A 26507-nucleotide genomic window follows, 5' to 3' on the forward strand; every position below is an offset into this window, starting at 1 on the left:
GACTTTCCAATGGACTACGGCCCGCAGCTTGTCTATCCCTTCCGGAGCCGGCCAGCAGCGGCAAACGCTTGCGCTGCTGGCTATACGATCTTGCCCACGTCGCATTCTTGCGCGAGTCGGGCCTTGCGGCTTCTTGCGAAGCGATCGCGAGTTGCGTGGCGTGCCCATGAGTCGGGCCGCGTCGTGGCGCACTGCTACCTTGGCCTGCACCTGCACCTGCGCAGCCACGCCGCGATGCTCGGTCTGGCCTGGAGAACCCGTAAGGTGGCGGAGATTGCGGCGCGCAGGTCGTCCGGCTCGCGCTGGCTCCTGTGGGCCACGCCCTCGGTCGCACGCCGTCTCAAAACGTCAGAACCGCGCGCTTTCGCATGATGGAGCGCGGCACGTGGCTCTCAGAACTGGACCCGATCACTTCCAGCACCGATGACACGCTCGAGCTTCAGGCGGGCTCGGCCAAGCTGTTGAGAATGCCGCACTCGCGCGAGGTTCGGGCGCTATCGCAGGAGCGTCGCAGATCCATTAACTCGCGCTCCAAGGCGCGCAATTCCTTCATCTTGGTCCGCACTTGCGCGATATGAGCGTCGACCAGCGCGTTCACCTCGCCGCAGCCCAACTCTGGCCGATCCCGTAAGTTCAGCAGTTGACGGATCTCATCCAGCGTCATGTCCTTCGCCCGGCAGCGGCGGATGAACAGCAAGCGCTGCAAATGGACTTCGTCATAGAGCCTGAAGTTGCCCTCGCTACGTGCAGGCTCGGGCAGCAAGCCTTCTGACTCGTAAAAGCGCACGGTCTGCACCAAGCAATCTGCCTTCTTGCCCAGTTCACCGATCCGCATCATGGTTGCTTCCTATAAAAAACTTGACTCTATATCTACTAGAGGTTTTCTAATGATGGCATCCGGGGAAAACCTTGTCAATGAAGAGCGATCTATGAACAAAGAACCTTCCAGCCCATGCGCCTGCTCCGGCGGCAATGGCCAACAGACGGCGTGCGCCAGTGAGCAGGCCAGCACTGAAACCACCGTTTTCCACGTGAGCAACATGGATTGCCGCAATGAGGAAGCACTGGTGCGGCGAACGCTGGAGGGCATGCCCGGTGTCGAGCGGCTCCTGTTCGATCTTCCGCAGCGTTTGTTGACCATTTCGCACCGCGAAGTCTCGGCCGATGCCTTGGAGCAAGCGCTGAATTCGGTGGGCATGAAGGCTCAGGCTGTCCGAGACGCCGCCGTGTCGACCACCTACCGCATCGAGAACATGGACTGCCCGAGCGAGGAGAAACTCATCCGCTCGCACCTCGGGGCAGTCGAGGGAATTCAGGACCTCGACTTCGACCTCGCTGAGCGCACCCTGTCGGTGAAACACCTCGCTCAGGCACGCGCGCAGATGGAGCAGGTCCTGGCCTCGATCGGCATGCGCGCCAAGGAGCAGACCTTCGGCCACACGGGGCCGATCGAAGCCGCGGCTGTGATCCCATCCTCGGCCCTGCAGCAGCAACCAACCGCTGCCGTTTCCGCGCCGCCGATCGGCGAGCGGGTGACGTACCGGATCGAGAACATGGATTGCCCGACGGAAGAAGCGCTGATCCGCGACCGGCTGGGCAAGCTGCCGGGTGTGACCGCGCTCGACTTCAATCTGATGCAGCGTGTGCTGGGAGTCCAGCACACGCTGGCGACCTCAGCGCCGATCGAGAAGGCGCTTGCTTCCATTGGAATGCAGGCTGCGCGGCAGGACATGCAGACAGCCACCACGGTACTTCGCATCGCGAAGATGGACTGTCCGACCGAGGAAAGTCTGATCCGCGGCAAGCTGCAAGGCATGCCGGGCGTGCAGGGAATGGATTTCAACCTGATGCAGCGCACGCTCACGGTTCGGCACACACCCGACGCGATCAAGCCGGCAGTCGAAGCCATCGAATCGCTGGGCATGGAAGCCGAGGTCCAGAGGACTGATGAGCCGCGCGATGCCCCGGTGGCCGCGCACAAGACCAATTGGTGGCCGATGGCGGTTTCGGGCGTTGCGGCGGTGGCCGCCGAAGGCGTGTACTGGGTCAACGACGGCAATCATTGGGCCGTGATCGTGCTGGCACTGGTTTCGATCTTCACCGGCGGCCTCAGCACCTACAAGAAGGGCTGGATCGCGCTGAAGAACCTCAACCTGAACATGAACGCCCTGATGGCCATCGCGGTCACCGGCGGCATGGCGATCGGCCACTGGCCGGAGGCCGCCATGGTCATGTTCCTGTTCGCGTTGGCGGAAGTGATCGAGGCGAAGTCGCTGGACCGCGCCCGCAACGCCATTCGGGGGCTGATGGACTTGGCGCCCGAGACCGCGACCGTGCGGCAGGCCGATGGCTCATGGACAGAGCTGCCGGCCAAGGAGGTCGCAAAGGGCGCGGTGGTCCGCGTGCGTCCTGGCGAGCGCATCGCACTGGACGGCCTGACCACCTCGGGTCGATCGGCCATCAACCAGGCGCCCATCACCGGCGAGAGCCTGCCCGTCGAGAAGGCCGAAGGTGACCAGGTCTTCGCCGGAACCATCAATGAGACCGGCTCTTTCGAATACAAGGTGACCGCAGGCGCCAGCGACTCGACGCTCGCGCGCATCATCCATGCCGTGGAGTCCGCGCAGGGCAGCCGTGCGCCCACGCAGCGCTTCGTCGACCAGTTCGCCCGCGTCTACACGCCGGCGGTGTTCGCGGTGTCCGTGCTGGTTGCCGTCGTGCCGCCGCTCGCCTTCGGCGGCGCATGGTTTGACTGGGTCTACAAGGCCCTGGTACTGCTGGTGATCGCCTGCCCCTGCGCTCTGGTCATCTCCACGCCGGTCACCATCGTCAGCGGCTTGGCCGCTGCCGCCCGACGCGGCATCCTGATCAAGGGTGGCGTCTACCTGGAGGGCGGGCGCAAGCTCAAGGCGTTGGCCCTGGACAAGACCGGCACACTCACACATGGCAAGCCCGAGCAGACCGACTTCGTGCCGCTGATCGGCGAGGCGCAGGAAGTTGCCGCCTGGGCCGCAAGCCTCGCGGCACGCTCGGACCATCCTGTGTCTCAGGCCATCGCCCGCAAGGCGAACCGTGACGGCATCGCGCTGCACGAGGTCGACGACTTCGCGGCGCTGCCTGGCCGCGGCGTGCGCGGCCGCGTCGCCGGGCGCATGTTGCACATGGGCAACCACAGGCTCGCCCAGGAGCTGGGCCTGAGCGAAGCGACGCTCCAGGCTCGGCTGGAGACCCTGGAGCGCCAAGGCAAGACAGCGATCCTGCTGATGGACGATGCGACCGTGCTCGGCATTTTTGCAGTGGCCGACACCGTGAAGGAAACCAGCCGTGAGGCGGTGGCCGACCTGCAGGCGCTGGGTGTGCGCACGCTGATGCTGACGGGGGACAACCAGCACACGGCCGCGGCCATCGCTGCCCAGGTCGGAATCTCTGAAGCCCGTGGTGACCAACTGCCCGAAGACAAGCTCAAGACCATCGAAAGCCTGGTCGGCGGCGAGGGCCAGGTGGGCATGGTGGGCGACGGCATCAACGATTCGCCCGCGCTCGCCCGTGCCGACATCGGCTTCGCCATGGGCGCGGCCGGCACCGACACCGCGATCGAAACAGCCGACGTCGCCCTGATGGACGACGACCTGCGCAAGATCCCCGCCTTCATCCGGCTGTCGCGTAGCACTGCGGCGATCCTCACGCAGAACATCGTTCTGGCCCTTGGCATCAAGGCGGTGTTCCTTGCGTTGACGTTCACAGGGCATGCCACCATGTGGATGGCTGTGTTCGCTGACATGGGGGCAAGTCTTTTGGTTGTCGTCAATGGGCTGCGCCTCCTGAAGTTCAAGGCGGCATGAACAATGGATGAACCATCTCTTCGCAAGACGCAGTGGTACTCACTCGCGATCGTTATATTCGCCGGCGATCAGGCAGCTAAGAGCTACATTGACGCGACAACTCCCTTGGGTTGGTCGCACGAGGTGGCGTCATTCTTCAACCTAGTTCACGCTCTCAATCCCGGCGCGGCGTTCAGCTTCCTTGCTGGCGCGGGCGGCTGGCAGCGGTGGTTTTTTCTGGCGATCGCGTTCGCAATATCGGCATGGCTCGCATGGCTGCTCTCCCGGCCGCTGCGCAAAACGGAAGGCCTTTCGTACAGCCTCATTCTGGGCGGCGCATTGGGCAACGCGTTCGACCGCGCCACGCGCGGGCACGTTATCGACTACATCGACTTTCACCTGCACGGCTGGCACTGGCCCGCCTTCAACATCGCTGACATGGCCATCGTGGGCGGGGCGATCGCGCTGGTGGCCCAGTCGTTCATGAGCGTGGAGAACCCGGCCGCCACAAAGGAGTCCCAGTGACATTGGGACGATCCGGAAATTCGCAATGCACACGGTGCAGGACACCAATCTGAAGAGAACGGCCCCCAGCATGAGCGGCCGCGGCTTGGCCCTCATGCTAGCGCCCACCGCCGCTTTTGCTGCAACGCCCTGTTGCGATGGCGGCGATTGCTGCAACGACGTCGCAATGCCTTGCTGTGAATAAACAGCACGCAAGCCAGTTGACCTGGCAATTATGAAAGTCCATCACGGCGATGCTGGCCTTTTTCGTTCCAATGAGCCGTCACGGAGAGGTGATGATGAAGCTATGCCGGGATCCTGCAAGCTTTAGGACGGTCTTCTTTACCGCATAGCGATATGCTGATGTCACCCGTTCGCCTCGCCTGGCAAGTACAAGTAGTTCGTCGCGGTTTTCTGGCCGTGTCCGCCCGCTTCGCTGGCCCTTTTGCCCCAAACAAGCGCAATCATGCCTGCGTTACCACCAAAGTTCGCCCCCGCCAGTTGCTGTTCCTAAAGGGCATCAAGCTCAACGCCATCGCCGACCGGCCAGCGTATTTCGCATCGCTGCGTGCCCGTCGGGGCCAGCCCATCGTCATCCTCGCAGAGCTGGGACCGGACGAGGCATTCGCCCTGTGGAAGCAGCATGTACTGGGCGACAGGCCTCGCTGACCCAGTTTCGCCTCATCCTCCTGACAGCCCCGCACTTATTGCGGGGCTTTCTTTTTTCCGCGTTCGCCAATCGGGGCTGTTGCAAATGCCGATTTCCGGCTGACGCGGCTCGCCTCGCGCATGAAGCTGCCCGCATGTGTCGCTGATTCGTCAGCACCATGCCAGCAGCCAGAGTTTCCAGGCTGCCGCGGATTCTTTCCGCGCTACCCGCCAGTCCGCCATCGCATCGAGTCTGCGGACGCGCGTCACCCGTGACGCCGATGCTTTTTTCTCAACCGCGTGCGGGAGCTGCCATCCCGTGAGGGACGAGGCCCCGCTTTTTCCAAGGAGCCCGTCCATGTCCCAGCAAGCCTCTTTCGGCCAGTTGGCCTTGATCCATTGCGGCAAGTTCCTGCCGCTCGAAATCCTGCATAGCGCCGCCGGCCACTACATCGGCACGCGCGATACAGAAGGTCCCGTTTCGCGGGAATCCTGCCAGTACTTCCGCAGCTATGCCGCGGCTCAACGTGCCCTCGAAAGAGGCGGCTGGTCCCAGCTCGCCACACCCTGATCCAACTGGAGGAACCACGTCATGAACCAGCTTTTGCCCCAGGAAGTCGTCGATCAGATCATGCGGGAAGAGCAGCATTTCGCCGCCGCGCCCCAAGCCTTCTTCGAGGTCTGGAAGCGCGGCGTCGAGATCGCAGGCCCGCAATGGTTTGGCGACGGCACGCGCGAAGGCCTGAACCAGGCAAAGAGCAAGTGGGATCTGCGTCCCGACATGCTGCGTGCCAACGACGCACTCGGCGTCCTGAGCAGCGGGGAACGCATGTTCCTGTCCGCCATGTTCAGCTTCTACAACGCGCGCGAGGGCGGTGCCATGCTCAAGCGCTGCCACTTCCAAGGACTGTCGGACTTCGATGGTCTCGATCTGCAACGCCGCAAGGTCATCGCCGATCTGTTGGTGAACTACAGCGGTTGGTGAGCCGGTCTGCGGCATACCACCGTCTTTTTGTTCACTGCCCATGAGGGACATGCGTCCACGCGGCCATGTCCCTCGATTTTTCTTCCGTCAGCCTGCGCCGATTGGCCCAAAGCCCTCGATCAGTGCCGCCTGACGCTTTTTCCACTTTCAACCCACCGGGGTTCAATTCCCGGTGGCGGGAATTGGCTCCATTATTCAATCTGGAGAAATTCCATGACCCAGAATCCCAATCCCTTTGTACGCGGCTACTGGAATCTGAGAGTCGTCCGAACGCTGTGCATCTGCTACGGGGACGGAAGCCCGCATGTCTGGCGATCCATCCACACGAGCCAAGCGCATCTTTCCGACAACGACCTGATCTCATCGCCTTGCATCGTCACCAGCGACTTCGCGTTGATCAAAAGCGGCACTGACGCCATCAGCGACGAGCTGATTGCTGAATGTGATGCTGTTGAAGGCATCAACGGCGAAGGCGTGGTGGGCGCCGTGGTCTATGCCATCCATGGCGACGACCTCGACGGCCGCCCGGTCCATGTCGGTGATACCTATTCGGCCGAAGCCGCGCGAGACGTGGTGCAGCGGTTGAGTTTCGAGACCGGCTATTACAGCCGGTGCTGGGAAGTCAGCAGCGCGCACATCTGCCAGGAAACCGGCCAGTACCTCGCCAACCTGGCAGACCTCGCCACGCCGGAGGCTTTTCTGTTCATCGCCTTTCGGGTTCCGTACAGCCCGGCGATTGGCGTCAAGCTGATCTCCACGCCCTGGACAGACAAGAACCTGGAATATGCCGAGGGCATCAGTGCTGAGCAGCTTCGACAGGAGCACCGCGACAAGGGCATGCCTGACGACCTGGCGAACATCCTTGAACTGGCCGGCCAGGCAGATGTGCGCATCCTCATCCTCGATGCCGACGCACCCGCGCTACTGGGCTTGCCACTGGCCGAGACCTAGCAGACACGCGACGCGCAAGCCTTCCCCTTTATCCCCCATATGCCAGCCCGCCTCCCACCAGGAGCCGGGCTGGTTCAATTCCATAGGAGCAATCTCATGTTCCCCGATCTCATCTTGCCCACGCCCGACTTCGAGAATCAGCTTGGAGCCTGCGTCAACGCCATGAGCCAGGACGACGCCATCGGCCAGATCCTGGTGTTCGAGCGCATGAGCGGTACGCTGCACATGCGCCATATCGACAGCGCCGATCTGGTGGACACCGACATTGACGACTACGAAATGGTCGTATTCGACGGTGGCAACACAAGCGGCGACACGTGGAAGCACGTGTTCTTCCCGCGTCAGCGAGAACACTACTTCGTGTACGAAGCCTGACCCCCAAGCCCCTTTCGAGGGGCTTTTTCTCGCCCGCAGCGCTGGAAAGCGGGTGCGATGGGGTGCCGTTTCCTGCAAGCGGGCCGCTTACTCCCGGGCCATTCTTGCCCCATGTTCGTCGGCGTTGCCGACACATGCCCAGGCAGCCAAGACCTTCAAGGCTGCAAGCACGGGAAGCCGTGCTGGTCGATGTTTTCCACGGACGTACCGCGTCCATCCACACCACCCACAAGGGACCTCTCCCTTGCGGGCGGGGAATCCCTTGTTTCTTCCTCAAGGAGATTCCCATGGACCGTTCCCTCATCAAATCCATGATGCCTTCGCTAGTCGCAGGCCACGTGCCCCGCAACGTGCGGTCGTTCAAGTACCGCGTGTTCGACGATCAGCCGCAATCTTCGACATTGGGCTTCGCCGTCGACCCCCAGCCCTTCGACGGGAAGGTAGTCGCCATCACCGACGATGCCATCGTCGTCAAGCTCAAGCCGAGCGAGTTCGCTGTGCTCGATTCCAAGCTGGTGACCACCGTCCCCGACGAAGGCGCCAAGGTGCATGTCCAACCCTACGCACGGCGCCGTTTCGATGGGCTGCGGGCGGACACGCCGGAAGAGCGCACCGAGATGACGTCCGACGGCATTCCCTACACCGTCAAGACGCACATCCTCGGCTCCGCGCCGGCCAAGCTGCCCATTCCCGAGCCGCAGTGCATGGAGCTGGGTCAGCTCATCCAGCAGTTGGAGGAAATGCCGGCGCCCGATGGCTTCCGGCGCATCACCCACATGCTGGTCGATGCGGGTGCCCGGGATTTCACCTGGGTCGATCCGACGCCGTCCAAGATCATCGAGACGCCTCCGGCGATCAGCTTCACGGTCTCGACCGCGAAGTTCGAGGGCCGGGTGACGGTGCTGTACGACCGAGGCGGCGACACCTACGTGGTGGAGCTGCATCGCGACGGCGAATTGGTCGATCGGCATGACGAGGTGTATTTCGACATGCTCGGCGAAGTGCTGGAGCGACTCATCGACGACGGACGTTGGCGCCTGATCGATGTGAGCGTGATCGACGCCAAGGCTACCCGGCAGCGCCAGGCGGTGCCGGCATGACGCCGGAAACTGAATCCTGCCGGTTCTACGGCTGACCCGTGGGTCCCGCCACGAAGTTTCGCCCATGGGCCATGTGCCCACAGGCCCTCCATCCATGCGGATGGAGGGCCTTTTCTCTATTCCACATAGGAGATTTCAACCATGTCACTGCGATTCAAAGGCTCCGACCTGCGCCCCGTGCTGACCGAGGCCATCGCCAGCCAATGCCGCGTCATCCTGGTCAAGGACCAGGGCGTGTACTTCCTCGCCGAGCAGGGAGAGCGCCGCCCGGATGGGCGTGTGAAGCTGCTGGCCTATGCCGTCGGCTGCAACCCGGATACCGACCCGTTCGACGACTGGTGGGAACTGGCGCGCGCCGAACTGGGCGGCGACGACTTCGGGGAGTACTTCGACCCGAAGGACGGCGTATTCACGCGCATCCTGCACACCGAAGACGACCTGATGCTGTCGGCCACCGCCACACATCTGTCGCTGGAGGTGGTGCCTCCCGCATAGCGCGGCAACCGCCACTCGACTCTCGCAGCCCCCCACACCGGGGGCTTTCTTTTGCGCTGAGCCGGGCTGCGTGGACAAAGGGAAACGCGCGGATGCCAATTGATTGCTGTCGCGCGCGCGAGGCCCGGCCATGCTGACCCCATGCCTGCTGACGCTGTCAGCGACATGCCAGGCAACCATCGGTCTTCGAGGTTGCGGCGCAGTTTCCACTGCGTGACCGAGCCAGCTCGCACCGCATCCATCCGCGAGCGGCCACCAGTCCCTGGTGGCGGATGCTTTCGCCTTATCAACCCACCGCGGGGTTACGCACCTTTCCCCGCATGCGTGGGCTCGGTGTGTCTCCGCTTTTCCCTATGGAGATTCACCATGAACACCACTTCCAACGAGAAATCGTATTTCGACCTCCACACCTCGGGCATCGGCTACCTCCAGCGTGTCCGTGAGGTGCCCGTCAGGGGCGGCCGCCGTGCGCAGCCCTTCCTGGCCTGCACCATCGCCGCGCTGGTCGGCCCCGCCAGGGACCCGAGCTACCGCTACTTCGACGTCAAGGTCTCGGGTGCCGAGGCCAAGAAGCTCGTTCAGCGCTACATCGGCGTTGACGATTCCAAGCAGCGACCGCTGGTGCGCTTTCGCCTCGGCGACCTCTGGGGCGATGCCTACATCCGCGACAAGGGCGAACAGAAAGGCCAGGCCGCCGCATCCCTCAAGGCGCGACTGCTCAAGGCCGAGCTGATCGAGCGGGCCGAACTGGCTTCGATCGAGCAGCACGAGTTGATCACCCGTGGCATCGGCTACCTCAACCGTCCGAAGGACGTCACCCCCAAGGATGGTGACCCGTTCCTGTCGTGCTCCATCGCCGCGCTGGCCGGACCTGTCGATGAACCGGAATATCGGTACTTCGACACGATCGTCGCCACCCCTGAAGCCGAGCATCTGGTTCGCCGATGCGTGCAGGCCATCGAAGGGGATCGCAAGGTGCTGATCGCCTTTCGTCTGAACGACATGAAGATCGATCCGTACATCCGCACCAAGGGCGAGCACGCTGGGGAACCGGCCGCAAGCCTGGAATCGACGCTGGTCCACATCGGTCTGATCAAGATCGACGGCACCCAGGTCTATCCGACGAGCCAGGCGCATGCCGAGGCAGCGCCAGCGGAGGACGCACCCGCGTCCGAAGCCGCCAACGCCATCGACACTGCCGCCGACGCCGTTTCCTACCAATCTGCCGAGCCCGCCGAGCGCGAGCCCGAATGTGCAGTCGAGGAGCAGGAGCCGGCATTGGCTGCTTCGTTCTGATCCGGCACGGCCCCTCACGGGGCCTTGCCTTTTTCCTATTCGTCCAAGGAGAACCATCATGGCAGCCACATCGGCACCTACGAGATCAGCCCTACCCATCGTCGTCCCGGGCCAGCTCACGTTGCGGACCATCCGGGGCAAGAACGGCCCGTTCACGGTTGGGCGCCTTTCTACCCCCATCGGCGAGTTCGCGGTTAAAGACGCGGAGTTGGAGCAGTACCCCGAAGGAAAGTACGACGGGGATTTCGTCATTCGCTACATCTTCGCGAAGTCCTATCCGGTCGCGGGCGGCGCGCGGTTTGAAGTGCGCGCAAACCTCGACGGCATGACGCTCAACGGCATCGACAAACTGAGTCGTGATGAGGCCCGCAGCTTCGCCACCCAGGAAGTCGATCCACTCGATGAAGAGCTGGGGACGCAGCCTGCGGAAACGCCGGCCAAGCCCGCCAAGGCCTCCAGACCCGCCAAGCCCGCACCCGTGCAGGCCTCGGCGGACCCGCTGGTCGATACCACGCCCTTCGGTGTGGATGCACCGACGCCCGCTGCGGCGGCTGCCCCTGGCAGCACCGAAGAGGGCGACGTTGCTTTGTTCGGCTTGCTCTGGCCGCTGGGCGATTCCGTGAAATTGGATTCGACCATCGACCGCCGCGCCCTGCGCGCGCAGATCGCCCGCCTGGGCGATCTGGGCTACGCGCTGGACTTCAAAACGCAGGAGTGGAGCCGCCAGGCCGAACTGCAACCTGCGTGATCGCAGACACCGCATGCGCGGTGTTCTTCATCCACCCGCCGGGGCTCTTTCCCTATGCGGGGAGGCCCCCGGCTTTCTTCTGGAGGTCTCCATCATGTCCACCATCGATTGCGATACACCCCGTTCTTCGCTGGGTGAACCCGCGTGGCGAGCTGTTTGCAAGACAGCCGCCGAGCACGCCCAGCGTGGTTGTGGCCTGTCCTGGGACCACTGGGTCACGCTTTTCAGTTCGGAGATCGACGCGCAAGCCAGTCGATTGCCGGAAGAGCAACGCGCACAGGCGCTGCAGATCGCACAGGAATGGGGCTACGCCACACCGGCCGAAAGGCAGGAAACCCAGGACTGGAACGCCGAAAACGGCTACTGCTCGCACGGAATCGAACTGGGTTATTGCCCGTCCGGTTGCGATTCGGACTATTGAGGTCCGGCACACGTCATCGCCGCTTGCGCGGCTTTTCTCCACCCCTTGGGGCAGCACCTGCCTCAGGGGCGGTGCTGTTTCCGATTCACCGAGGACATCACCATGAGTCGGCACTACTTCGACACCGTTCACAAGGGCTTTCCCATCACCGTCGTACTGGGCTGGGACCGGCCGGCAAATTACTTCTTCCTATTCATCGAAAAGCCGGCCGAGCTGATCGACGATACCGCGAAGGTCGAGAGCGACGACTTCTTGTACAGCAACCTGCACGAGAGCGACCCGTTCAACCACTACCTGGACTACTACCGAGTGGTCCTGCGCCATTTCCACATCGACGTGCCCGAAAGCATGTTCACCGAAGTCCAACAGGACTGCGAGGGCAACGTTGGCAACCGTGTAGTCAAGCATCAGGCCGACGGCTCGTTCACCGAACAGACGTTCTGAACGCCCAAGCGGATCGAACACCTTATCCGCATTCCTTCATCCCTAACGGGGCATTCGCTGCCCCTGCGGGCGGTGCTGCCCCTCATTTCATCGAGGACACCACCATGCACGCACACACTTCATCCACCACGCTGTTCCACATCGACGAATGCCCGGACGTTATGGCCGACGCTTGCGTCGGCGATGACCAGGGCAACCTGATCTTCCTGTCCATCTGGGCGCGCGACACCGCCGTCCAGCAGTTCCTTGCACGCCTGACCCTCGGGCGCGACGAGCAGGGACTGGACCAGTTCCACGTCATCACCGACCAGGGCGGCAGCGTCCCGGTATTCATCGGCAACGTCGATCGCCTGGAAAAGCGCATCACGCGCGCCTACCGGCGAACGCTGTTCGGTTCGCTGTCCAACGTGTGGCTGTTCGACCGGCGCTGCGTCAAGCCCGACAAGGCCAACGCCAGCGCATTGGCACTGCTGCCACGTGACAGCGCCCACCGGCTTGACCGCCTGTGGATGCTGGTGCGGGACACCTGCCCGTTGCCGCTGCTCGACCACTGGCGCGAGACCGTGCTGGAACTGCTGCAAAGCCGCGAGATGCTGGCCCGCCTTCCGTCCGCCCTCGGGCCGCTGGAAGGCCATCGGCTCGCCATCGACGTGCCGGCGCTGAGCTTGGCGCTGGGCTCCCTGATCCGCAGTGACGCGCTCACCGCCTATCCCTATCCGGCCAAGATTTGGACGCCGGAAGCGGTGGCGGCTTGACCCACCCTCGGAGGCACGCCTTGGCGTGCTTCCGTCATTCATCCCCGCCAACCAGGAGACTTCCATGGCTCTCATGTTCCCGCGGCTCGCCCGCAATTTCGCCAAAAATGGGTACTACCCGACCGACGAACCCACGCTCGAAAGAGCCCTCAACGCACTGATGCCCAGCGACGGGCCGATGTGCATCCTCGATCCCTGCGCCGGTGAAGGCGTGGCAATCGCCGAAGCCTCTCATGCCCTCGGGCGCGAACAGGCCAAGGCGTTCGCCGTCGAATTCGACGCCGAGCGGGCGCGCCATGCCCGCGGCCTGGTCGATCACTGCCTGCACGCGGACCTGATGGACACGATGATCTCCAAGCAGTCCTTCGGACTACTGTGGCTGAATCCACCGTATGGCGACCTGTCCAAGGACGTCAACGGCAACATCGGCTATCAGGGCCAGGGCCGTGCCCGCCTCGAAAAGCTGTTCTATCAGCGTTCGCTGTCGCTGTTGCAATACAGCGGCGTGCTGGTCTTCATCGTCCCCGGCTACGTGCTCGACGCGGAGCTGGTCGGCTGGTTGACGCGCCACTACACCGATCTGCGTATCTACCGAGCGGTGGAAACGCAGTTCAAGCAGGTGGTGATCTTCGGCCGCCGGGTCCGTCAGCGGGAGCTGGCACCCGATGGCGTCAAGGCCGTGCGCAATCTGCTGCTGCAGGTTGGGCTTGGCGAAGTCGAAGCCGAGGAACTGCCGAGCGAATGGCCGTTCCTGCCGTACATCGTCCCCGCCAGTCCGGCCGAGCCGGAGCATTTCTTCCGCGTGACGATGGAGCCCGAACAGTTCGCCGACGAGGTTGGCCGGCTGCAAGGCCTTTGGCCGTCGCTGGACACGCACTTGGGGACCGCGCAGCAGTCGCTGCGTCCACCGGCGCGGGCCTTGTCCCACTGGCATCTCGCCCTGGCTCTGGCCGCGGGCGCGATCTCCGGCGTCGTGCGCTCCCAGACGGGGCGCGTGCTCGTCGTCAAAGGTGACACCCACAAGGACAAGACGCTCCAGCGGGAATTCACCGAACGCGAAGACGGCTCCATCGCCGAGACACGCATCCTCACCGACAAGTTTGTGCCCGTTATCCGCGCGTGGGACATGACGCCTGGCTCCCCGACAAGGGGCGAGGTGCTGACCATTCGCTGATCCACCGGACGCGCTGCCGTCCTGCTGTACCACATCGAAGGAGAAACACCATGTTCCCCAATCCGTTCAAGCGGCCTGCGCCGCGCAAGCAACCCTTGTTCGCACCGAGTACGTTGAAGTTGAGCGAGAAGGTGCATTGGCTGGCTCGGCGAGGCCTGATCGACCCCTTGGCCTATGTCCAGCGCCATGTGCGCGGGGACTGGGGCGAGATCGATGAGGCCACCCGCCAAGCCAACGACGTCGCAATCCAACAGGACAACCTGATGATCTCCCAGTACCGGATCACGCCGGAACTGGTGTTGCTCGTGAAGACCAGCGAAGACCACCAGACCACGGTGGTCCAGCTTCCCGAAGAGCGCGACCTGATCTGAAGGCGCCGCCTCGTCATCCCATCCACTTGACGGAGCCACTTCACTCCGCCAGGGGTGTCGTGGCTCAATAGCCTTTCAAGGAGGAGCCCATGGCATCGCATCGCATCGAAACCTACTGCCAGAGGCTGGCGTTCCCCATCGGGGCGCTCATCTTCAGCCGAGGCATTGATCGCCTTGTCCGCGCGGGTCGCCTGGACCCGATTCCGTACTTCAGGCGCCACACCCGTGGCGACTGGGGTGACGTCAACGTCTGCCAATGGCACGCCAACGGCGTTGCACTTCAATCGGGCGCGTCGCTGGAATCGCACTATGTGATCCACCCGGGACTCGCCATTCGCATCATCACCGATGCGGGGCGCAGCGTCACTGCCATCGTGCTGCCGTCCGAAGACTGAGCACGGTTCACCCGCAGGCCACTCAGGCCAGCATCTTCAACCACCTTCGGCCGCGCGCCGATTTCCTTCCCACCACGGGGCATGCCATTGCCCCGCTGGGGGTGGTGCATGCCCCATTTTTCATTGGAGCATCACAATGTCCTTCGATCTCGAAACCACTGCCGCTGACGCCGCGCCCGTACAGGGCGAACTGCTCGACGCGGAATCATCCCCTCTGACCCTGAGCCTTCAGGATTTCGTCGGCGAGTTCGGCGACGAACTGCTCGACGCCCTCAACAGCGCCAACCCGCCTGTCTATACCGGCCAACCGCAGGCGCACCGGCAGCTCATCGTCGCCAGCCTCAAACGCAAGCTGTTCCCGGCCCAGGCCGAAGTCGTCCACGCCGCCGCCGAGCTGCTGATCGACCGTGGCGAACGCGCCGCGATCGTCAATGGCGAGATGGGCTGTGGTAAGACGACCGTTGGCATCGCCGCGGCCGCCGTGCTCAACGCCGAAGGCTACCGCCGCACTCTGGTCCTGTCGCCACCGCACTTGGTTTACAAGTGGCGGCGGGAGATCCAGGAGACGGTGGCCGGCGCCAAGGTATGGGTGCTCAATGGGCCGGATACGCTCGTCAAGCTCCTCAAGCTGCGTGAGCAGTTGGGCGTGCAGCCCACGGGCCAGGAGTTCTTCGTCCTGGGGCGCGTCAGGATGCGGATGGGTTTCCACTGGAAGCCCGTCTTCACCCAGCGGCGCACCCGCCACGGCGACGTGGCGGCCTGCCCGGACTGCGGCACGGTCATCACCGACCTCGACGGCGAGCCGGTCAACCCGGTCGCGCTCGAAGCCGAGGAGTACCGCAGGAAGTGCAGCCATTGCGCTGCGCCCCTGTGGACGCTGATCCGCCCGCGCAGCCTGTCCGGCAGCGACCAGTCCTCGGCCGTCCTCAAAGCCCTGAAGCGCATCCCGACCATCGGGGAAGTCACTGCGCAGAAGCTGATGCAGAAGTTCGGTGACGGCTTCCTGGCCTCGATGCTGGGCGACAACATCCACGAGTTCATCAACCTCATGGATGGCAACGGCGAGCTGGTGTTTTCCGACCGTCAAGCCACGCGCATGGAACGTGCGATGGCCAACATGGAGTTCGGCTTTGGCGAGGGCGGTTATCAACCCTCGGAGTTCATCAAGAGGTACTTGCCGCAAGGTACGTTCGACCTGCTCATCGCTGATGAAGCGCATGAGTACAAGAACGGGGGCAGTGCCCAGGGCCAGGCCATGGGCGTGCTGGCGGCGAAGGCTCGCAAGACCTTGCTGCTGACTGGCACGCTGATGGGCGGCTACGGTGATGATCTTTTTCACCTGCTGTTCCGAGCCCTTCCGGGGCGGATGATCGAAGACGGCTACCGCCCGACCACGAGCGGCAGCATGACCTCGGCTGCGATGGCGTTCATGCGCGATCACGGGGTGTTGAAGGACATCTACTCCGAGAGCACCGGCACGGCGCACAAGACGGCCAAGGGCACCAAGGTATCGGTGCGCACGGTCAAGGCCCCGGGCTTCGGCCCCAAGGGCGTCTTGCGCTGCATCCTGCCATTCACGATCTTCCTCAAGCTCAAGGACATCGGCGGCAACGTCCTGCCGCCGTATGACGAGGAGTTCCGTGAAGTCGCGATGGACACGGCGCAAGCCGCGGCCTACCGCGATCTGGCGGGTCGGCTGACCGCCGAGCTGAAACAGGCTCTGGCGCGACGCGATACGACCTTGCTGGGTGTGGTCCTCAACGTGCTGCTGGCCTGGCCGGATTGCTGCTTCCGGTCGGAGACCGTGGTGCATCCGCGCACGCGCAACACCTTGGCGTTTGTCCCGGCTCAGTTCAACGAGTTCGAGATCAGCCCCAAGGAGCGTGAGCTGATCGACATCTGCAAAGCGGAGAAGGCGCAGGGCCGCAAGGTTCTGGCCTACACGGTCTATACCGGCACGCGGGACACCACGTCGCGCCTGAAGGTGCTGCTGGAGCAAGAAGGCTTCAAGGTGGCGGTGCTGCGCGCAAGCGTGGATGCCAGCCGCCGCGAAGACTGGATCGCTGAGCAACTGGATCGTGGCATCGACGTGCTCATCACCAATCCCGAGCTGGTCAAGACGGGATTGGACTTGCTGGAGTTTCCGACGATCGTGTTCATGCAGTCGGGCTACAACGTGTACTCGCTCCAGCAGGCGGCACGCCGCTCCTGGCGCATCGGGCAGAAGTTGCCGGTGCGCGTGATCTACCTCGGCTACGCCGGTTCTTCGCAGATGACCTGCCTGGAACTGATGGCCAAGAAGATCATGGTCTCGCAGTCCACCTCGGGCGACGTGCCCGAATCCGGGCTCGATGTCCTGAACCAGGACGGTGATTCCGTCGAGGTCGCACTGGCCCGGCAGCTTGTCGCCGCATGACACGTTCCACTTACGGCCCTTCGGGGCCGTTTTTTTTGCCGCTCCCGGTAAATCGGACGCTGCCTGGTTCGCATTGTTTGCTGCCGCTCGCGGCCTGAGCGGCGATGGTGAGGGCTGGATGTTTCAGGACGCCGAGCTATGTGCCCCTCTCCACCGTGGTTTCACTATCCCGAACGCCGCCTTCTGGCGGGATTTCTCGGCCTGCTGTGGTCGGTGCTGGCCGGTGGCTGCGCGACGACGACTGCGCCGGTCGCGCCCGACACCATCGCGGAAGTCTTGGCCGCGCCTGAACCCGAGGCTTCCGAGTACATCCCGGTCGTGCGCTACGCCCGCTACACACTGGTCGAACTGGCACCCATGGCGGCGCAGCGCGACCTGTTGTTGCAGACCATCGACGTGTCCATGCCCGAGGATGCCCGCGCCACGGTCGGGGATGGGCTTCGGCACGTGCTCAAACGCAGCGGCTATGGCCTGTGCCAGACCGCGCATGCCGTGATCGAGCTGTACGCGCTGCCGTTGCCGGCGGTACACCTGCACCTCGGCCCCATGACCTTGCGCGATGCGCTGCTCACGCTGGCTGGCCCGGCCTGGGAACTGCACGCGGATGACCGCGCACGGCAAATCTGCTTCGAGCGGCCCGGCGATCGCGCGGTCGCCGAGTCCCCATCCGAGCCACCCGCCACCGAGGCGGTGCAGACGTTCCCGCTGGCACCCATGGTTTCGGGAGGCCAGCCATGAACGCCCCGCAACCTGCCCAGCGATCGACCGCCGCCGTGGTGGTGCAGAGCCTGATGTGGCTCTGGTTGATCTTCCTCAGCGTCTTGGCGGCCCTGGGCTACCAGGCCCTCAGCGACCAGGCCGACCAGGAGCGGCTGGATTCCCGCCTGCAACGCCTGGAAGCGCAGGCAACTGGCTTGGCCGAGACGATCGAGGCCATCCAGCAGCGCCCGGCCGTCGCGACGGACGCTGACCTCAAAGACACCCGCCAGATTCTGGAAGCACGCGCGGCCCAGGTCGAGAAATCTCTCAGTGGCTACGCAGCGGCCGACGACCTCCAGGCGCTGCGCGCGGAGGTCGAGCAGATCAAGGCGCGCCAAGCCGCCGCGCGTGCCACCGCACCCGCCCAGCGGCGCGCATCGCGCACGTCCGCCGCCTCCAAGACCGAGCTGCCGCCGCTGCCATTCCGCGTCGTCGGCGCCGAACTGCGCGCCGGCCAGCGCAGCGTGTCCGTCGCGCCGAGCATCGGGGACTTCACGCCCGCCCAACTTCAGGTGCTGCTGCCCGGGGATGCGGTCGGCCCGTGGCGCCTGCAGGCGATCGAGGGCAACACCGCAGTGTTCCAGGCCGGCAACCAGACCCGCCGCGTGGCGATTCCCTGACCGGAGCACCCCATGAAGCCGTCGATCCTCCTTTTCGCGGTCCTGGTGGCGTCGTCGCAATGGCCCGCCTGGGCGCAGCAGCCCGCAACGACCTCGGCGCGCAACGCACAGAGCCAGGAGCGCCCGCTGGCCGCCCGCGTGCTGGACGACCGGGTGGCAACCGAATGGGGCTTGCAGCCACAAGAATGGGCACGCTACCGCGAGCTGATGGATGGGCCGCTGGGTATCTACTCGCCCAACCTGGACCCGCTGTCCGCCCTGGGCATCGAAGCTCGCACGGACGAAGAACGGCGCCGCTATGCGGAACTGCAGGTGCAGGTGGAAGCGCGCCGCGTCGAGAAGCTGCTCGCCTACCAGCGCGCCTACGACGAGGCCTGGCAGCGCCTGAATCCGGGGATGCAGCGCGTGAACCTGCCCGACGACAAGCCGGGCGCCGGCCCATCCAGCAGTCCCTTGCGCGGCAGCGGCCGCATGGCGGTGTTCGTCAAGGACGGCTGCGCAGCCTGCGGACAGCTCGTGCAGCGCCTGCAATCCTCGGGCGCGGAGTTCGACCTGTACATGGTGGGCAGCCGCCAGGATGACGCGCGCATCCGCGACTGGGCCAAGCGCGCGCAGATCGACCCGGCGCGCGTGCGCGCCGGCAGCATCACGCTCAACCACGACGGCGGCCGCTGGCTGTCACTGGGCCTGCCCGGCGATCTGCCCGCCGCCGTGCGCGAAGTGAACGGCCAATGGCAGCGCCAGCCGTAGCCATGCCCCTGCGCGCACTGGTGCTCACTGCCGGCCTGTATGCCGTTGCCGCCCTGGCCCAGGAGGTTCCGCCACCGGCTTACCAGCTTGCCGCCCAGCGCGCAGGCATCCCCTCGACCGTGCTCTACGCCGTGGCCTTGCAGGAGAGCGGCATCCGGCGCAACGGGCGCCTGGTGCCGTGGCCGTGGTCCCTCAACGTCGCCGGCCAGTCGCGCCGCTTCGCCACGCGCGCCGACGCCTGCGCTGGCCTGCAGCAGGCGATGCGCGCCACGCCGCACACGCGCATTGATGCGGGCCTGGGCCAGATCAACCTCGGCTACCACAAGCACCGCTTTACCGGCGCGTGCGACCTGCTGGATCCGTATCGCAACCTGGCCGTTGCCGCCGAGATCCTGAAGGAGCAGCACACCCCCGGCGAGGACTGGCTGCTGGCGATCGGCCGCTACCACCGCCCCGCAGGCGGCGAGCCCGCCGCCCGCTATCGGCGCAGCGTGTCGCGCCACCTTGCCCGCGTGCAGGGCACGCGACCAGCCGCCGCGGTCCTCGCGGCGCGCCAGGAGACCTCCCCATGACGAAACCCCATCCCGCCCATCTCGCGTTCACGGGCCTACTCATGCTGCTGTCAGGCCTGCCGCTGGCCTCGCGTGCCGGCGAGCCACTGATCGTTGTCGAGGACCGTGGCGGCACGTCGGCATTGCCGTACTACGAAGCCCTGAATCTCCAGCCGCGCGCCAACGCACCGGCGCGGCCGTCCATCCCGACGCCCCAGGTTCCTGCCACACGGGCGGACGAAGCCGCGATGCTGCCGGTGCGCAGCGCCAAGCTCACGCCCGGCACCGTCGCGCGACGGGTGATCGAAGCGCCCGGCCTGCGGCCGTTCGTGGTCATCGGCGACGACGAGGCTTCCCGGGCCTGGTTGCAGCGCCGCGCCGCCGCTTTGCGCGAACGTGGCGCGGTCGGCCTGGTCGTCAACGTCGAGACCGCGCAGGGCCTGGCGCGGCTGCGCGCCCTGGTGCCGGGCGTGCCGCTCGCGCCCGTGGCCGGCGACGACCTGGCCGATCGCCTGGGCCTGCGGCACTACCCGGCGCTGATCACGGCCACCGGCATCGAGCAATGAAGCCATGTCGGGCAAACAGCCGGTCGAGGTTCTGCTACGCCCAGCGGTGGAGCTATACACCGTCGCGGCGTGTGCAGGCGCCGCGTTTCTGTGCCTGGTGGCCCCATGGTCGCTCGCGCTGAGCCCGGCCATGGGCATCGGCAGCGCCTTGGCGTTCGGCGCCTACGGCGCGATCCGCTACCGCGATGCCCGCATCATCCTGCGCTACCGGCGCAACATCCGCCGTCTGCCGCGTTACGTGATGACCAGCAAGGACGTGCCGGTCAGCCAGCAGCGCCTATTCGTGGGGCGCGGCTTTCTCTGGGAGCAGAAGCACACGCATCGGCTGATGCAGACGTACCGGCCCGAGTTCCGCCGCTACGTCGAGCCGACGCCGGCCTACCGGCTGACCAGGCGCCTGGAGGAACGGCTGGAGTTCGCGCCATTGCCGCTCTCGCGCCTGCCGAAGCTCACCGGCTGGGACGCGCCTTTCAACCCCGTGCGCCCGTTGCCGCCTGTCGGCGGCCTGCCAAGGCTGCACGGCATCGAGCCCGACGAAGTGGACGTCAGCCTGCCGCTGGGCGAGCGCGTCGGGCACTCGCTGGTGCTGGGCACCACGCGGGTGGGCAAGACGCGCCTGGCCGAGTTGTTCGTCACGCAGGACATCCGCCGCAGGAATGCTGCCGGCGAGCATGAGGTCGTCATCGTCATCGACCCCAAGGGGGATGCCGATCTCTTGAAACGGATGTACGTCGAAGCCCAGCGCGCTGGCCGCGAAGGCGAGTTCTACATCTTCCACTTGGGCTGGCCGGAAATCAGCGCCCGCTACAACGCCGTGGGCCGCTTCGGTCGGATCTCGGAAGTGGCGACACGCATCGCGGGGCAGCTCTCCGGCGAAGGCAACAGCGCGGCGTTCCGCGAGTTCGCATGGCGCTTCGTGAACATCATCGCCCGCGCCCTGGTGGAACTGGGGCAGCGCCCGGACTACATGCTGATCCAGCGCCACGTCATCAACATCGACGCGCTGTTCATTGAGTACGCCCAGCACTACTTTGCCAAGACGGAGCCCAAGGCCTGGGAGGTGATCGTCCAGATCGAGGCCAAGCTCAACGAGAAGAACATCCCAAGGAACATGATCGGGCGCGAGAAGCGTGTGGTGGCGCTGGAGCAATACCTCTCCCAGGCGCGCAACTACGACCCTGTGCTCGATGGCCTGCGCTCGGCGGTGCGCTACGACAAGACCTACTTCGACAAGATCGTTGCATCGCTGCTGCCGCTGCTGGAAAAGCTCACGAGCGGCAAGATCGCCCAGCTCCTGGCGCCGAACTACTCCGACCTGGCCGACCCGCGCCCGATCTTCGACTGGATGCAGGTCATCCGAAAGCGGGCCATCGTCTATGTGGGTCTGGATGCGTTGTCTGACGCCGAGGTCGCCGCAGCGGTCGGCAATTCGATGTTCTCTGACCTGGTTTCGGTGGCCGGACACATCTACAAGCACGGAATCGACGATGGCCTGCCCGGCGCAGTGGCTGGCGCTCGCGTGCCGATCAACGTGCACGCGGACGAATTCAATGAACTGATGGGCGATGAATTCATCCCGCTCATCAACAAGGGCGGCGGTGCCGGCCTGCAAGTCACGGCGTACACGCAGACGCTCTCGGACATCGAGGCCCGCATCGGAAATCGCGCGAAGGCCGGCCAAGTGATCGGGAATTTCAACAATTTATTCATGTTGCGCGTGCGCGAGACGGCCACCGCGGAACTGCTGACGAGGCAGTTGCCGAAGGTCGAGGTCTATACAACCACCATCGTCTCGGGCGCGACGGACAGCTCAGACATCCGCGGCGCGACGGATTTCACGTCGAACACCCAGGACCGCATCAGCATGGCCAGCGTGCCGATGATCGAGCCGTCACACGTCGTCGGCCTGCCCAAGGGCCAGTGCTTCGCGCTGCTGCAGGGCGGCCAGCTCTGGAAGGTGCGTATGCCGCTGCCGGCGCCGGACCCGGATGAAGTGATGCCGGCGGACCTGCAGCAACTGGCCGGGTACATGCGCCAGAGCTACAGCGAGGCCACGCAGTGGTGGGAGTTCACCAGCTCGTCGGCCTTGCAGGATGCGGCCTTGCCCGACGACCTGCTGGACGATGCCGCTGCGGCCGAGCCCGGCGCGGTGGCCACCGGCGCCGACGATGGCGCGGGCAACGAGGCCGTGCCATGAAGGATGCCGCCTCGACCGCGCAGCGGGAGCAGAACCATCGCCAAGGCTTGATCGTCGGCACCATCACCTTACCGTTCCGGCTGCTCGGGGTGCTCATTGGCTCGCTGCTGTTCTCGATCGTGGTGGAGTGCGCCGGCATGCACCTGTTCTGGAAGGACCAGGGCTGGCGCCACTCCCAGCAGATGCTGCGGTACGAACTCGGGCACCTGTCCAACCACTTCACGCGCAGCGTGGTGGTACAGGAGCCCGGGCGCACGGCGCACGAGTTGGTGGATACCGGGTACGAGTGGGTGTTCGTGCGCTCGGGGTTGCTGGAGCGCATGAGCCAGACCGCCGAGCGCGTCCGCGCGCCCAGCCACGGGCAGAGCCGCAACTTCCGCTACTACATCAGCCAAGTCTATGTCTGGGCCGAAAGCTACCTGATCGCTGCGGCCTTCACGACGCTCACCTTCCTGGTGCGCCTGCTGGTCCTGGTGCTCACGCTGCCGCTGATCCTCACGGCGGCATTCGTCGGCCTGATTGACGGCCTGGTGCGACGGGATGTGCGCCGGTTCGGCGCGGGCCGCGAATCCGGCTTCATCTACCACCGCGCGAAGGCCAGCCTGATGCCGTTGGCCGTGCTGCCTTGGGTCACCTATCTCGCTCTGCCCATATCGGTGCATCCTCTGGTCATCCTGCTGCCCAGCGCGGCGTTGCTGGGGATGGCAGTCAGCCTGACCGCAGGCAGCTTCAAGAAGTACTTATGAGGTGACACGGGCGGCACGGCTCTGCAAAGCCGTGTGCCGTTCATCGGTTCTGCAGGGTATCAAGAGCAGCATCCAACGCCGTAACCGCCTCGACGACCGTTCTTACCGTCGCCCGATCAAACTCATGATCGCGCTGAGCGTCGTGCACACCGCTATTGAGGTAACCCCATTCAATACTCGTACCGCTGACATTGAGCAGCCGGACCAACGCCCCTACGGCATCCGGCGCACCCGCATGTTGCGCCGCGATACGCTCGACGGCCGACCGCAACTTGGTGCATTTATTGTTCAGCTCCCAAGGCGCGCGGGGCCCGCTCAGCTTGATGTCGATCCGGCCGTCCGCCCGCCGACCCAGCCACGTCCACAGGCGGTCCGTCAGACTCTCCAGCGCCGGCCGGGCCTGACGCAGTGCCTCGCGTTTCTCGTCAGCCGCCAACGCCTGCTGGGCCAGAAGAACATAGTTCTTCGCTGGCGGGTCGCTGTCGACCCGCAGTTCGTGCTCTCCCTGATGCGGGAGAAACTTGTAGCGCTTAATGGCCGCGGCGCGGCGCACGCCCAACTCCTGCTGGATGCGGTGCAGGAACTCCTCTGCGTGCGAGGTGAGGATAACCTGCTTGCCGTGGAGCAAACCGTCCTCGAAGAAGGTACGCCAGATGCCATCGCGATGGTCGTCGTCGATCGCGTTGACGACGTCATCGAATATGACCACGGGGCAGCCCTGCGCGAGGTTCTTGGCAAGCAGAATCGCCAGGCCCAGGCATTTGATGTGCCCTTCGCTGAAGACGATCAACGCGTCGTAGCGCGCGCCCGGCTCGCCGGCGAACTCCACCTCGATCTTGCCGTTCTCGGCCACGGGCAACCACAGCGCGTGCAGCAGATCGCCGGGCGGATCGGCCCGGTTGAATGCGTTGTAGAGATGGCGGGCTTGGTCTCCCAGCCCCTGTAGCAGAACCCCCGGCAGAGCGGTCAGGTATGCCTGAATCTCGGGCAGGAAGCCGTCGTAGGCGGCCTTGACCCGCTGATGGTGCACCACCACCGGCATTTCGTCCGTGGCCGCCTGGATCAGGCCGCGGTTCGCGTCGTCGAATTGGGCCACGGTTTGGCGGGCGGCCGCCAGCTCCTGATCCGCAGTCGTGCGCATGGTCCGCAGCCGTTCGATCTCCAGCTGATGCTGTTGCAGGCGGTCCCGCTCCTGGGCCATCGCGCCGCGCTGGGCATTCACGTCGCGCGCCTGCGCGTCGAAGCCTTCGATGATCTGTGCGATCCGTAAGAGGGCTTGCCAGGCGCGCTGGTCCCCATTCACCCCGCCGCCGAGCCAATTGCCCGCCGACGTGGGAGGCAGCAGTGGCAGGCCCGCGGCCTGCGATTCGGCAGGACAAGCGACCCCAGCCGCCGCCACCACGCGGCGCATTTCGTCACACAGCGCTCGGACCGCCTCGCTCAACTGCGTCCGATGCCCGGCCTCCTGCTGCTGCAGGACGGCCAGTTGCGCGAGCTGCTCCAGGCCCATTCGCGCCCTGGCGAACGGGTCCTGCGCCACGGCGGCCAGTTCGGTTCCACATGCCGGACACGCGGTCGCCCCGTCCGCCAACGCTTGCACGGCCTCGTAGAGCTTCGCGTACGACACCTCGCCGGCGCGGGCCGCGAGTTGCGCGGAAGACGCTTGCCACAGTCCCTGGACGCGGTAGGCCTCTGCCAGCAACGCTTGCAGGCGGGCCTGGGTCACCTCGTGAATGGCAGGCGGGTTGGCGTCCAGCTGAGCCTGGACATACGGTAGCCGTCCTTGCTGCTGCGGCGTACCCAGCAGCCAGTCCACGCAGGTTTGATAGGTCGCGCCAGGTGACATGCGCTGCGCCAAAGCTTGTTCCAGGCCCTCGACCGCTGCGATCTTCTGCGGGTAGGCGGCGATGGTCTGTTCGGAGTTCGCCAACTGCAGGCGACGCTGCGCCAGCTGCGCCGCCTGCACGCCGGCAAGCATCAGGTCCTGATCGAGCGAGGGGTTGAAGCCGCGCACGAACTCGCTGAACTGGTCCACGCCGAACAGGGTGGCGATGAGCTGGCGCTGATCGCTCGGGGTCCGCGCGGCGATTCGGGCGAAATCGTCGAGGCGGTTCTTCTCGATGAAGCAGAAGCGATACTCAGCTTCGTCGGGCTGGACGGCCTGCGCCTCGCCCGCCGCCGTAGACGACAGGACTGGCGCGATGTGGCGGCGCAGGCGAGCGTTGTTGCAGTACGTCCGCTGGTCGACCCGCTTGGCCTGCGCTTCGCTGATCGAACCGAGCATCGCCACTTCCAAGGCTTCGCAGAAGCTGCTCTTGCCGGTGCCGTTGGCACCGTAGACCAAGGTGATGTCATGGCTGAGGTCGAACGTCTCCTGCCGCATGAATCCTCGAAACGGCCCGACTTCGAGCTGGTGCAGTCGCCCGAGCGCCGGCCCGTTTTCGGGGCCGCGCGCGTCCCCGTCGTAGGCGACAGGCATCTGCGCCAGATGCGCGATGGCCAGCGGCGCCAAGCGCGTGGAGCGCCCCCGGCGTGCAGCACCGACCTCGGCCAGTGGCTGCAGGTGATCGAGCACCAGGTGCGCCAGCCGGCGCACGTCGTCGTGCACGTGCCGCTGCGTCAAGTGCGCCAGGAACCGGTGGTACTCCGAACGTATGCTTGCCACAGCGACCCCTCACTTGGTCAACCACTGACCGTAAGCCTCCACATCGATCATGGGGACCGTTCCACTGAACTGAAGCTGCGCGATCAGCTTGAAAAGAAACGCGGTCGCCGGCTTGTTTTCGTTGGTGTAGCTGTACGCGCCGCTGGCTTGGTCATAGAAAAAGTGCCCGTGGGCGGCAACGCATCCGATGTCCAGACGCCCCTCGGTGAGGTTTGCGTTCAGCGCCTTGTCCATGGATGGGCCCAATGCAGGACTCCATTCGCTCTCGAAGGTGAGCAAGCCACCCAGAATCGGAATCAACGGCTTCGCTGGGTAGGTCCCGCCAGCGTGCGGGATCGGCAGGCTCGTGCGGTGCAGCCTGCGCACACTGGCGACCTTCTCCTGGGCATAGGCCACAAGCCCCGCGTCAGCCGTCTGCTTGGCCTCGAACACGGCGTACACGCTTTCGGCTGGAATGATCGTCTCGTTCTCGTAGGTGAAGATAAAAGGCGAATATTGCCGATCAAACACCACCACATCGATCTGCTGGCTGAAGTTCCCCAGGCTGTCCACCACATGCGCCTTCGCCGCCTGGTACCGTTTGGGCAGATAGGTATCCAGCATGTCGATCCAGACGTTCTCGCTCGCATCCCCCTTCGTACCCGGGTGACCGAAGGTCTTGCGTACTACGGACAAGCGCTGCTGGATGTCTTCATGCAGGGACGACAGGAGCTGGGAAAGCGACCACTGGGACATGCTGTACCTCGATGGGACG

General features: G+C 64.9%; 29 protein-coding genes. 26 read left to right on the plus strand and 3 right to left on the minus strand.

All coding sequences use genetic code 11. The features are described 5' to 3' along the window. Positions 1-9 precede the first annotated feature (9 nt). Positions 10-372, plus strand: coding sequence for a DUF3703 domain-containing protein (locus YH64_RS30465; RefSeq protein ID WP_196588568.1), 363 nt, complete (start codon positions 10-12; stop codon positions 370-372). A 67-nt stretch (positions 373-439) separates the two neighbouring features. On the opposite strand, the gene cadR is transcribed toward YH64_RS30465, so the two are convergent. Next, on the minus strand, positions 440-838 hold the full coding sequence (gene cadR / locus YH64_RS06305; protein ID WP_003098965.1) for a Cd(II)/Pb(II)-responsive transcriptional regulator: 399 nt from the start codon (positions 836-838) through the stop codon (positions 440-442). Between the two features lie 91 nt (positions 839-929). On the opposite strand from cadR, the gene YH64_RS06310 reads away from it, so the two are divergent. The 25 genes from YH64_RS06310 to YH64_RS06435 all read left to right on the plus strand — a co-directional run bounded on the left by YH64_RS06310 (position 930) and on the right by YH64_RS06435 (position 23088). After that, positions 930-3842, plus strand: coding sequence for a heavy metal translocating P-type ATPase (locus YH64_RS06310; protein ID WP_185975338.1), 2913 nt, complete (start codon positions 930-932; stop codon positions 3840-3842). Positions 3843-3845: 3 nt separating this feature from the next. Then, complete coding sequence (gene lspA / locus YH64_RS06315; protein ID WP_003098955.1) at positions 3846-4346, plus strand: signal peptidase II; 501 nt, start codon at positions 3846-3848, stop codon at positions 4344-4346. A 336-nt stretch (positions 4347-4682) separates the two neighbouring features. Beyond that, complete coding sequence (locus YH64_RS06320; protein WP_003108988.1) at positions 4683-4994, plus strand: hypothetical protein; 312 nt, start codon at positions 4683-4685, stop codon at positions 4992-4994. A gap of 337 nt (positions 4995-5331) precedes the next feature. After that, positions 5332-5544, plus strand: a complete 213-nt coding sequence (locus tag YH64_RS06325) for a hypothetical protein (protein ID WP_003116833.1) — start codon at positions 5332-5334, stop codon at positions 5542-5544. A 21-nt stretch (positions 5545-5565) separates the two neighbouring features. Next, the gene (locus YH64_RS06330; protein ID WP_003098949.1) at positions 5566-5958 is read left to right on the plus strand and encodes a hypothetical protein; all 393 of its coding nucleotides are present in this window, start codon (positions 5566-5568) and stop codon (positions 5956-5958) included. 213 nt (positions 5959-6171) lie between these two features. After that, positions 6172-6909, plus strand: a complete 738-nt coding sequence (locus YH64_RS06335; protein ID WP_003098947.1) for a hypothetical protein — start codon at positions 6172-6174, stop codon at positions 6907-6909. A gap of 96 nt (positions 6910-7005) precedes the next feature. Continuing rightward, positions 7006-7284: a hypothetical protein gene (locus YH64_RS06340; RefSeq protein WP_003108989.1), complete on the plus strand. Its 279-nt coding sequence runs from the start codon at positions 7006-7008 to the stop codon at positions 7282-7284. Positions 7285-7571: 287 nt separating this feature from the next. Further along, positions 7572-8384 (plus strand): hypothetical protein, encoded by an 813-nt coding sequence (locus tag YH64_RS06345; RefSeq protein WP_006226009.1) that lies wholly within the window; start codon positions 7572-7574, stop codon positions 8382-8384. Between the two features lie 141 nt (positions 8385-8525). Then, entirely contained in the window at positions 8526-8879 is a 354-nt protein-coding gene (locus YH64_RS06350) for a DUF3085 domain-containing protein (protein ID WP_006226010.1), read from the plus strand. Between the two features lie 366 nt (positions 8880-9245). Beyond that, on the plus strand, positions 9246-10175 hold the full coding sequence (locus YH64_RS06360) for a DUF3577 domain-containing protein (RefSeq protein WP_006226011.1): 930 nt from the start codon (positions 9246-9248) through the stop codon (positions 10173-10175). 58 nt (positions 10176-10233) lie between these two features. Continuing rightward, entirely contained in the window at positions 10234-10923 is a 690-nt protein-coding gene (locus YH64_RS06365) for a DUF3275 family protein (protein WP_006226012.1), read from the plus strand. Between the two features lie 94 nt (positions 10924-11017). Then, positions 11018-11344, plus strand: a complete 327-nt coding sequence (locus tag YH64_RS06370; RefSeq protein ID WP_006226013.1) for a hypothetical protein — start codon at positions 11018-11020, stop codon at positions 11342-11344. 102 nt (positions 11345-11446) lie between these two features. After that, on the plus strand, positions 11447-11788 hold the full coding sequence (locus YH64_RS06375; protein ID WP_006226014.1) for a hypothetical protein: 342 nt from the start codon (positions 11447-11449) through the stop codon (positions 11786-11788). 104 nt (positions 11789-11892) lie between these two features. Continuing rightward, on the plus strand, positions 11893-12543 hold the full coding sequence (locus YH64_RS06380) for a hypothetical protein (protein ID WP_008266552.1): 651 nt from the start codon (positions 11893-11895) through the stop codon (positions 12541-12543). Positions 12544-12583: 40 nt separating this feature from the next. Continuing rightward, on the plus strand, positions 12584-13717 hold the full coding sequence (locus tag YH64_RS06385) for a DUF6094 domain-containing protein (RefSeq protein ID WP_254916320.1): 1134 nt from the start codon (positions 12584-12586) through the stop codon (positions 13715-13717). 50 nt (positions 13718-13767) lie between these two features. Then, positions 13768-14088, plus strand: a complete 321-nt coding sequence (locus YH64_RS06390) for a hypothetical protein (protein ID WP_003098896.1) — start codon at positions 13768-13770, stop codon at positions 14086-14088. Between the two features lie 89 nt (positions 14089-14177). Further along, complete coding sequence (locus YH64_RS06395; protein WP_003098895.1) at positions 14178-14483, plus strand: hypothetical protein; 306 nt, start codon at positions 14178-14180, stop codon at positions 14481-14483. 136 nt (positions 14484-14619) lie between these two features. Next, entirely contained in the window at positions 14620-16899 is a 2280-nt protein-coding gene (locus YH64_RS06400) for a helicase-related protein (RefSeq protein ID WP_143215268.1), read from the plus strand. Positions 16900-17037: 138 nt separating this feature from the next. Beyond that, positions 17038-17637, plus strand: coding sequence for a PilL N-terminal domain-containing protein (locus tag YH64_RS06405; protein WP_003098890.1), 600 nt, complete (start codon positions 17038-17040; stop codon positions 17635-17637). After that, positions 17634-18278: a hypothetical protein gene (locus YH64_RS06410; protein ID WP_003098888.1), complete on the plus strand. Its 645-nt coding sequence runs from the start codon at positions 17634-17636 to the stop codon at positions 18276-18278. The genes YH64_RS06405 and YH64_RS06410 overlap by 4 nt, the downstream gene beginning before the upstream one ends. Before the next feature lie 12 nt (positions 18279-18290). Continuing rightward, a complete protein-coding gene (locus tag YH64_RS06415) occupies positions 18291-19028 on the plus strand; it encodes a TIGR03759 family integrating conjugative element protein (RefSeq protein WP_003098886.1) in 738 nt (245 codons plus the stop codon). Next, entirely contained in the window at positions 19010-19600 is a 591-nt protein-coding gene (locus YH64_RS06420; RefSeq protein ID WP_003109780.1) for a transglycosylase SLT domain-containing protein, read from the plus strand. The genes YH64_RS06415 and YH64_RS06420 overlap by 19 nt, the downstream gene beginning before the upstream one ends. After that, complete coding sequence (locus tag YH64_RS06425) at positions 19597-20145, plus strand: integrating conjugative element protein (RefSeq protein ID WP_003109779.1); 549 nt, start codon at positions 19597-19599, stop codon at positions 20143-20145. The genes YH64_RS06420 and YH64_RS06425 overlap by 4 nt, the downstream gene beginning before the upstream one ends. Positions 20146-20149: 4 nt before the next feature. Continuing rightward, a complete protein-coding gene (gene traD, locus YH64_RS06430) occupies positions 20150-22342 on the plus strand; it encodes a type IV conjugative transfer system coupling protein TraD (RefSeq protein WP_003116813.1) in 2193 nt (730 codons plus the stop codon). Then, a complete protein-coding gene (locus YH64_RS06435) occupies positions 22339-23088 on the plus strand; it encodes a TIGR03747 family integrating conjugative element membrane protein (RefSeq protein WP_003109778.1) in 750 nt (249 codons plus the stop codon). The genes traD and YH64_RS06435 overlap by 4 nt, the downstream gene beginning before the upstream one ends. A 40-nt stretch (positions 23089-23128) precedes the next feature. Here YH64_RS06435 and YH64_RS06440 read toward each other — a convergent pair whose 3' ends face one another. Together YH64_RS06440 and nucC are read right to left on the minus strand one after the other, a co-directional pair. Further along, positions 23129-25753, minus strand: a complete 2625-nt coding sequence (locus YH64_RS06440; protein WP_003116812.1) for an AAA family ATPase — start codon at positions 25751-25753, stop codon at positions 23129-23131. 9 nt (positions 25754-25762) lie between these two features. Continuing rightward, a complete protein-coding gene (nucC, locus tag YH64_RS06445; RefSeq protein ID WP_003050273.1) occupies positions 25763-26488 on the minus strand; it encodes a CBASS effector endonuclease NucC in 726 nt (241 codons plus the stop codon). Positions 26489-26507: the final 19 nt, after the last annotated feature.

Source organism: Achromobacter sp. LC458 (assembly GCF_001005835.2).
Classification (GTDB): Bacteria; Pseudomonadota; Gammaproteobacteria; order Burkholderiales; family Burkholderiaceae_B; genus Achromobacter; species Achromobacter spanius_B.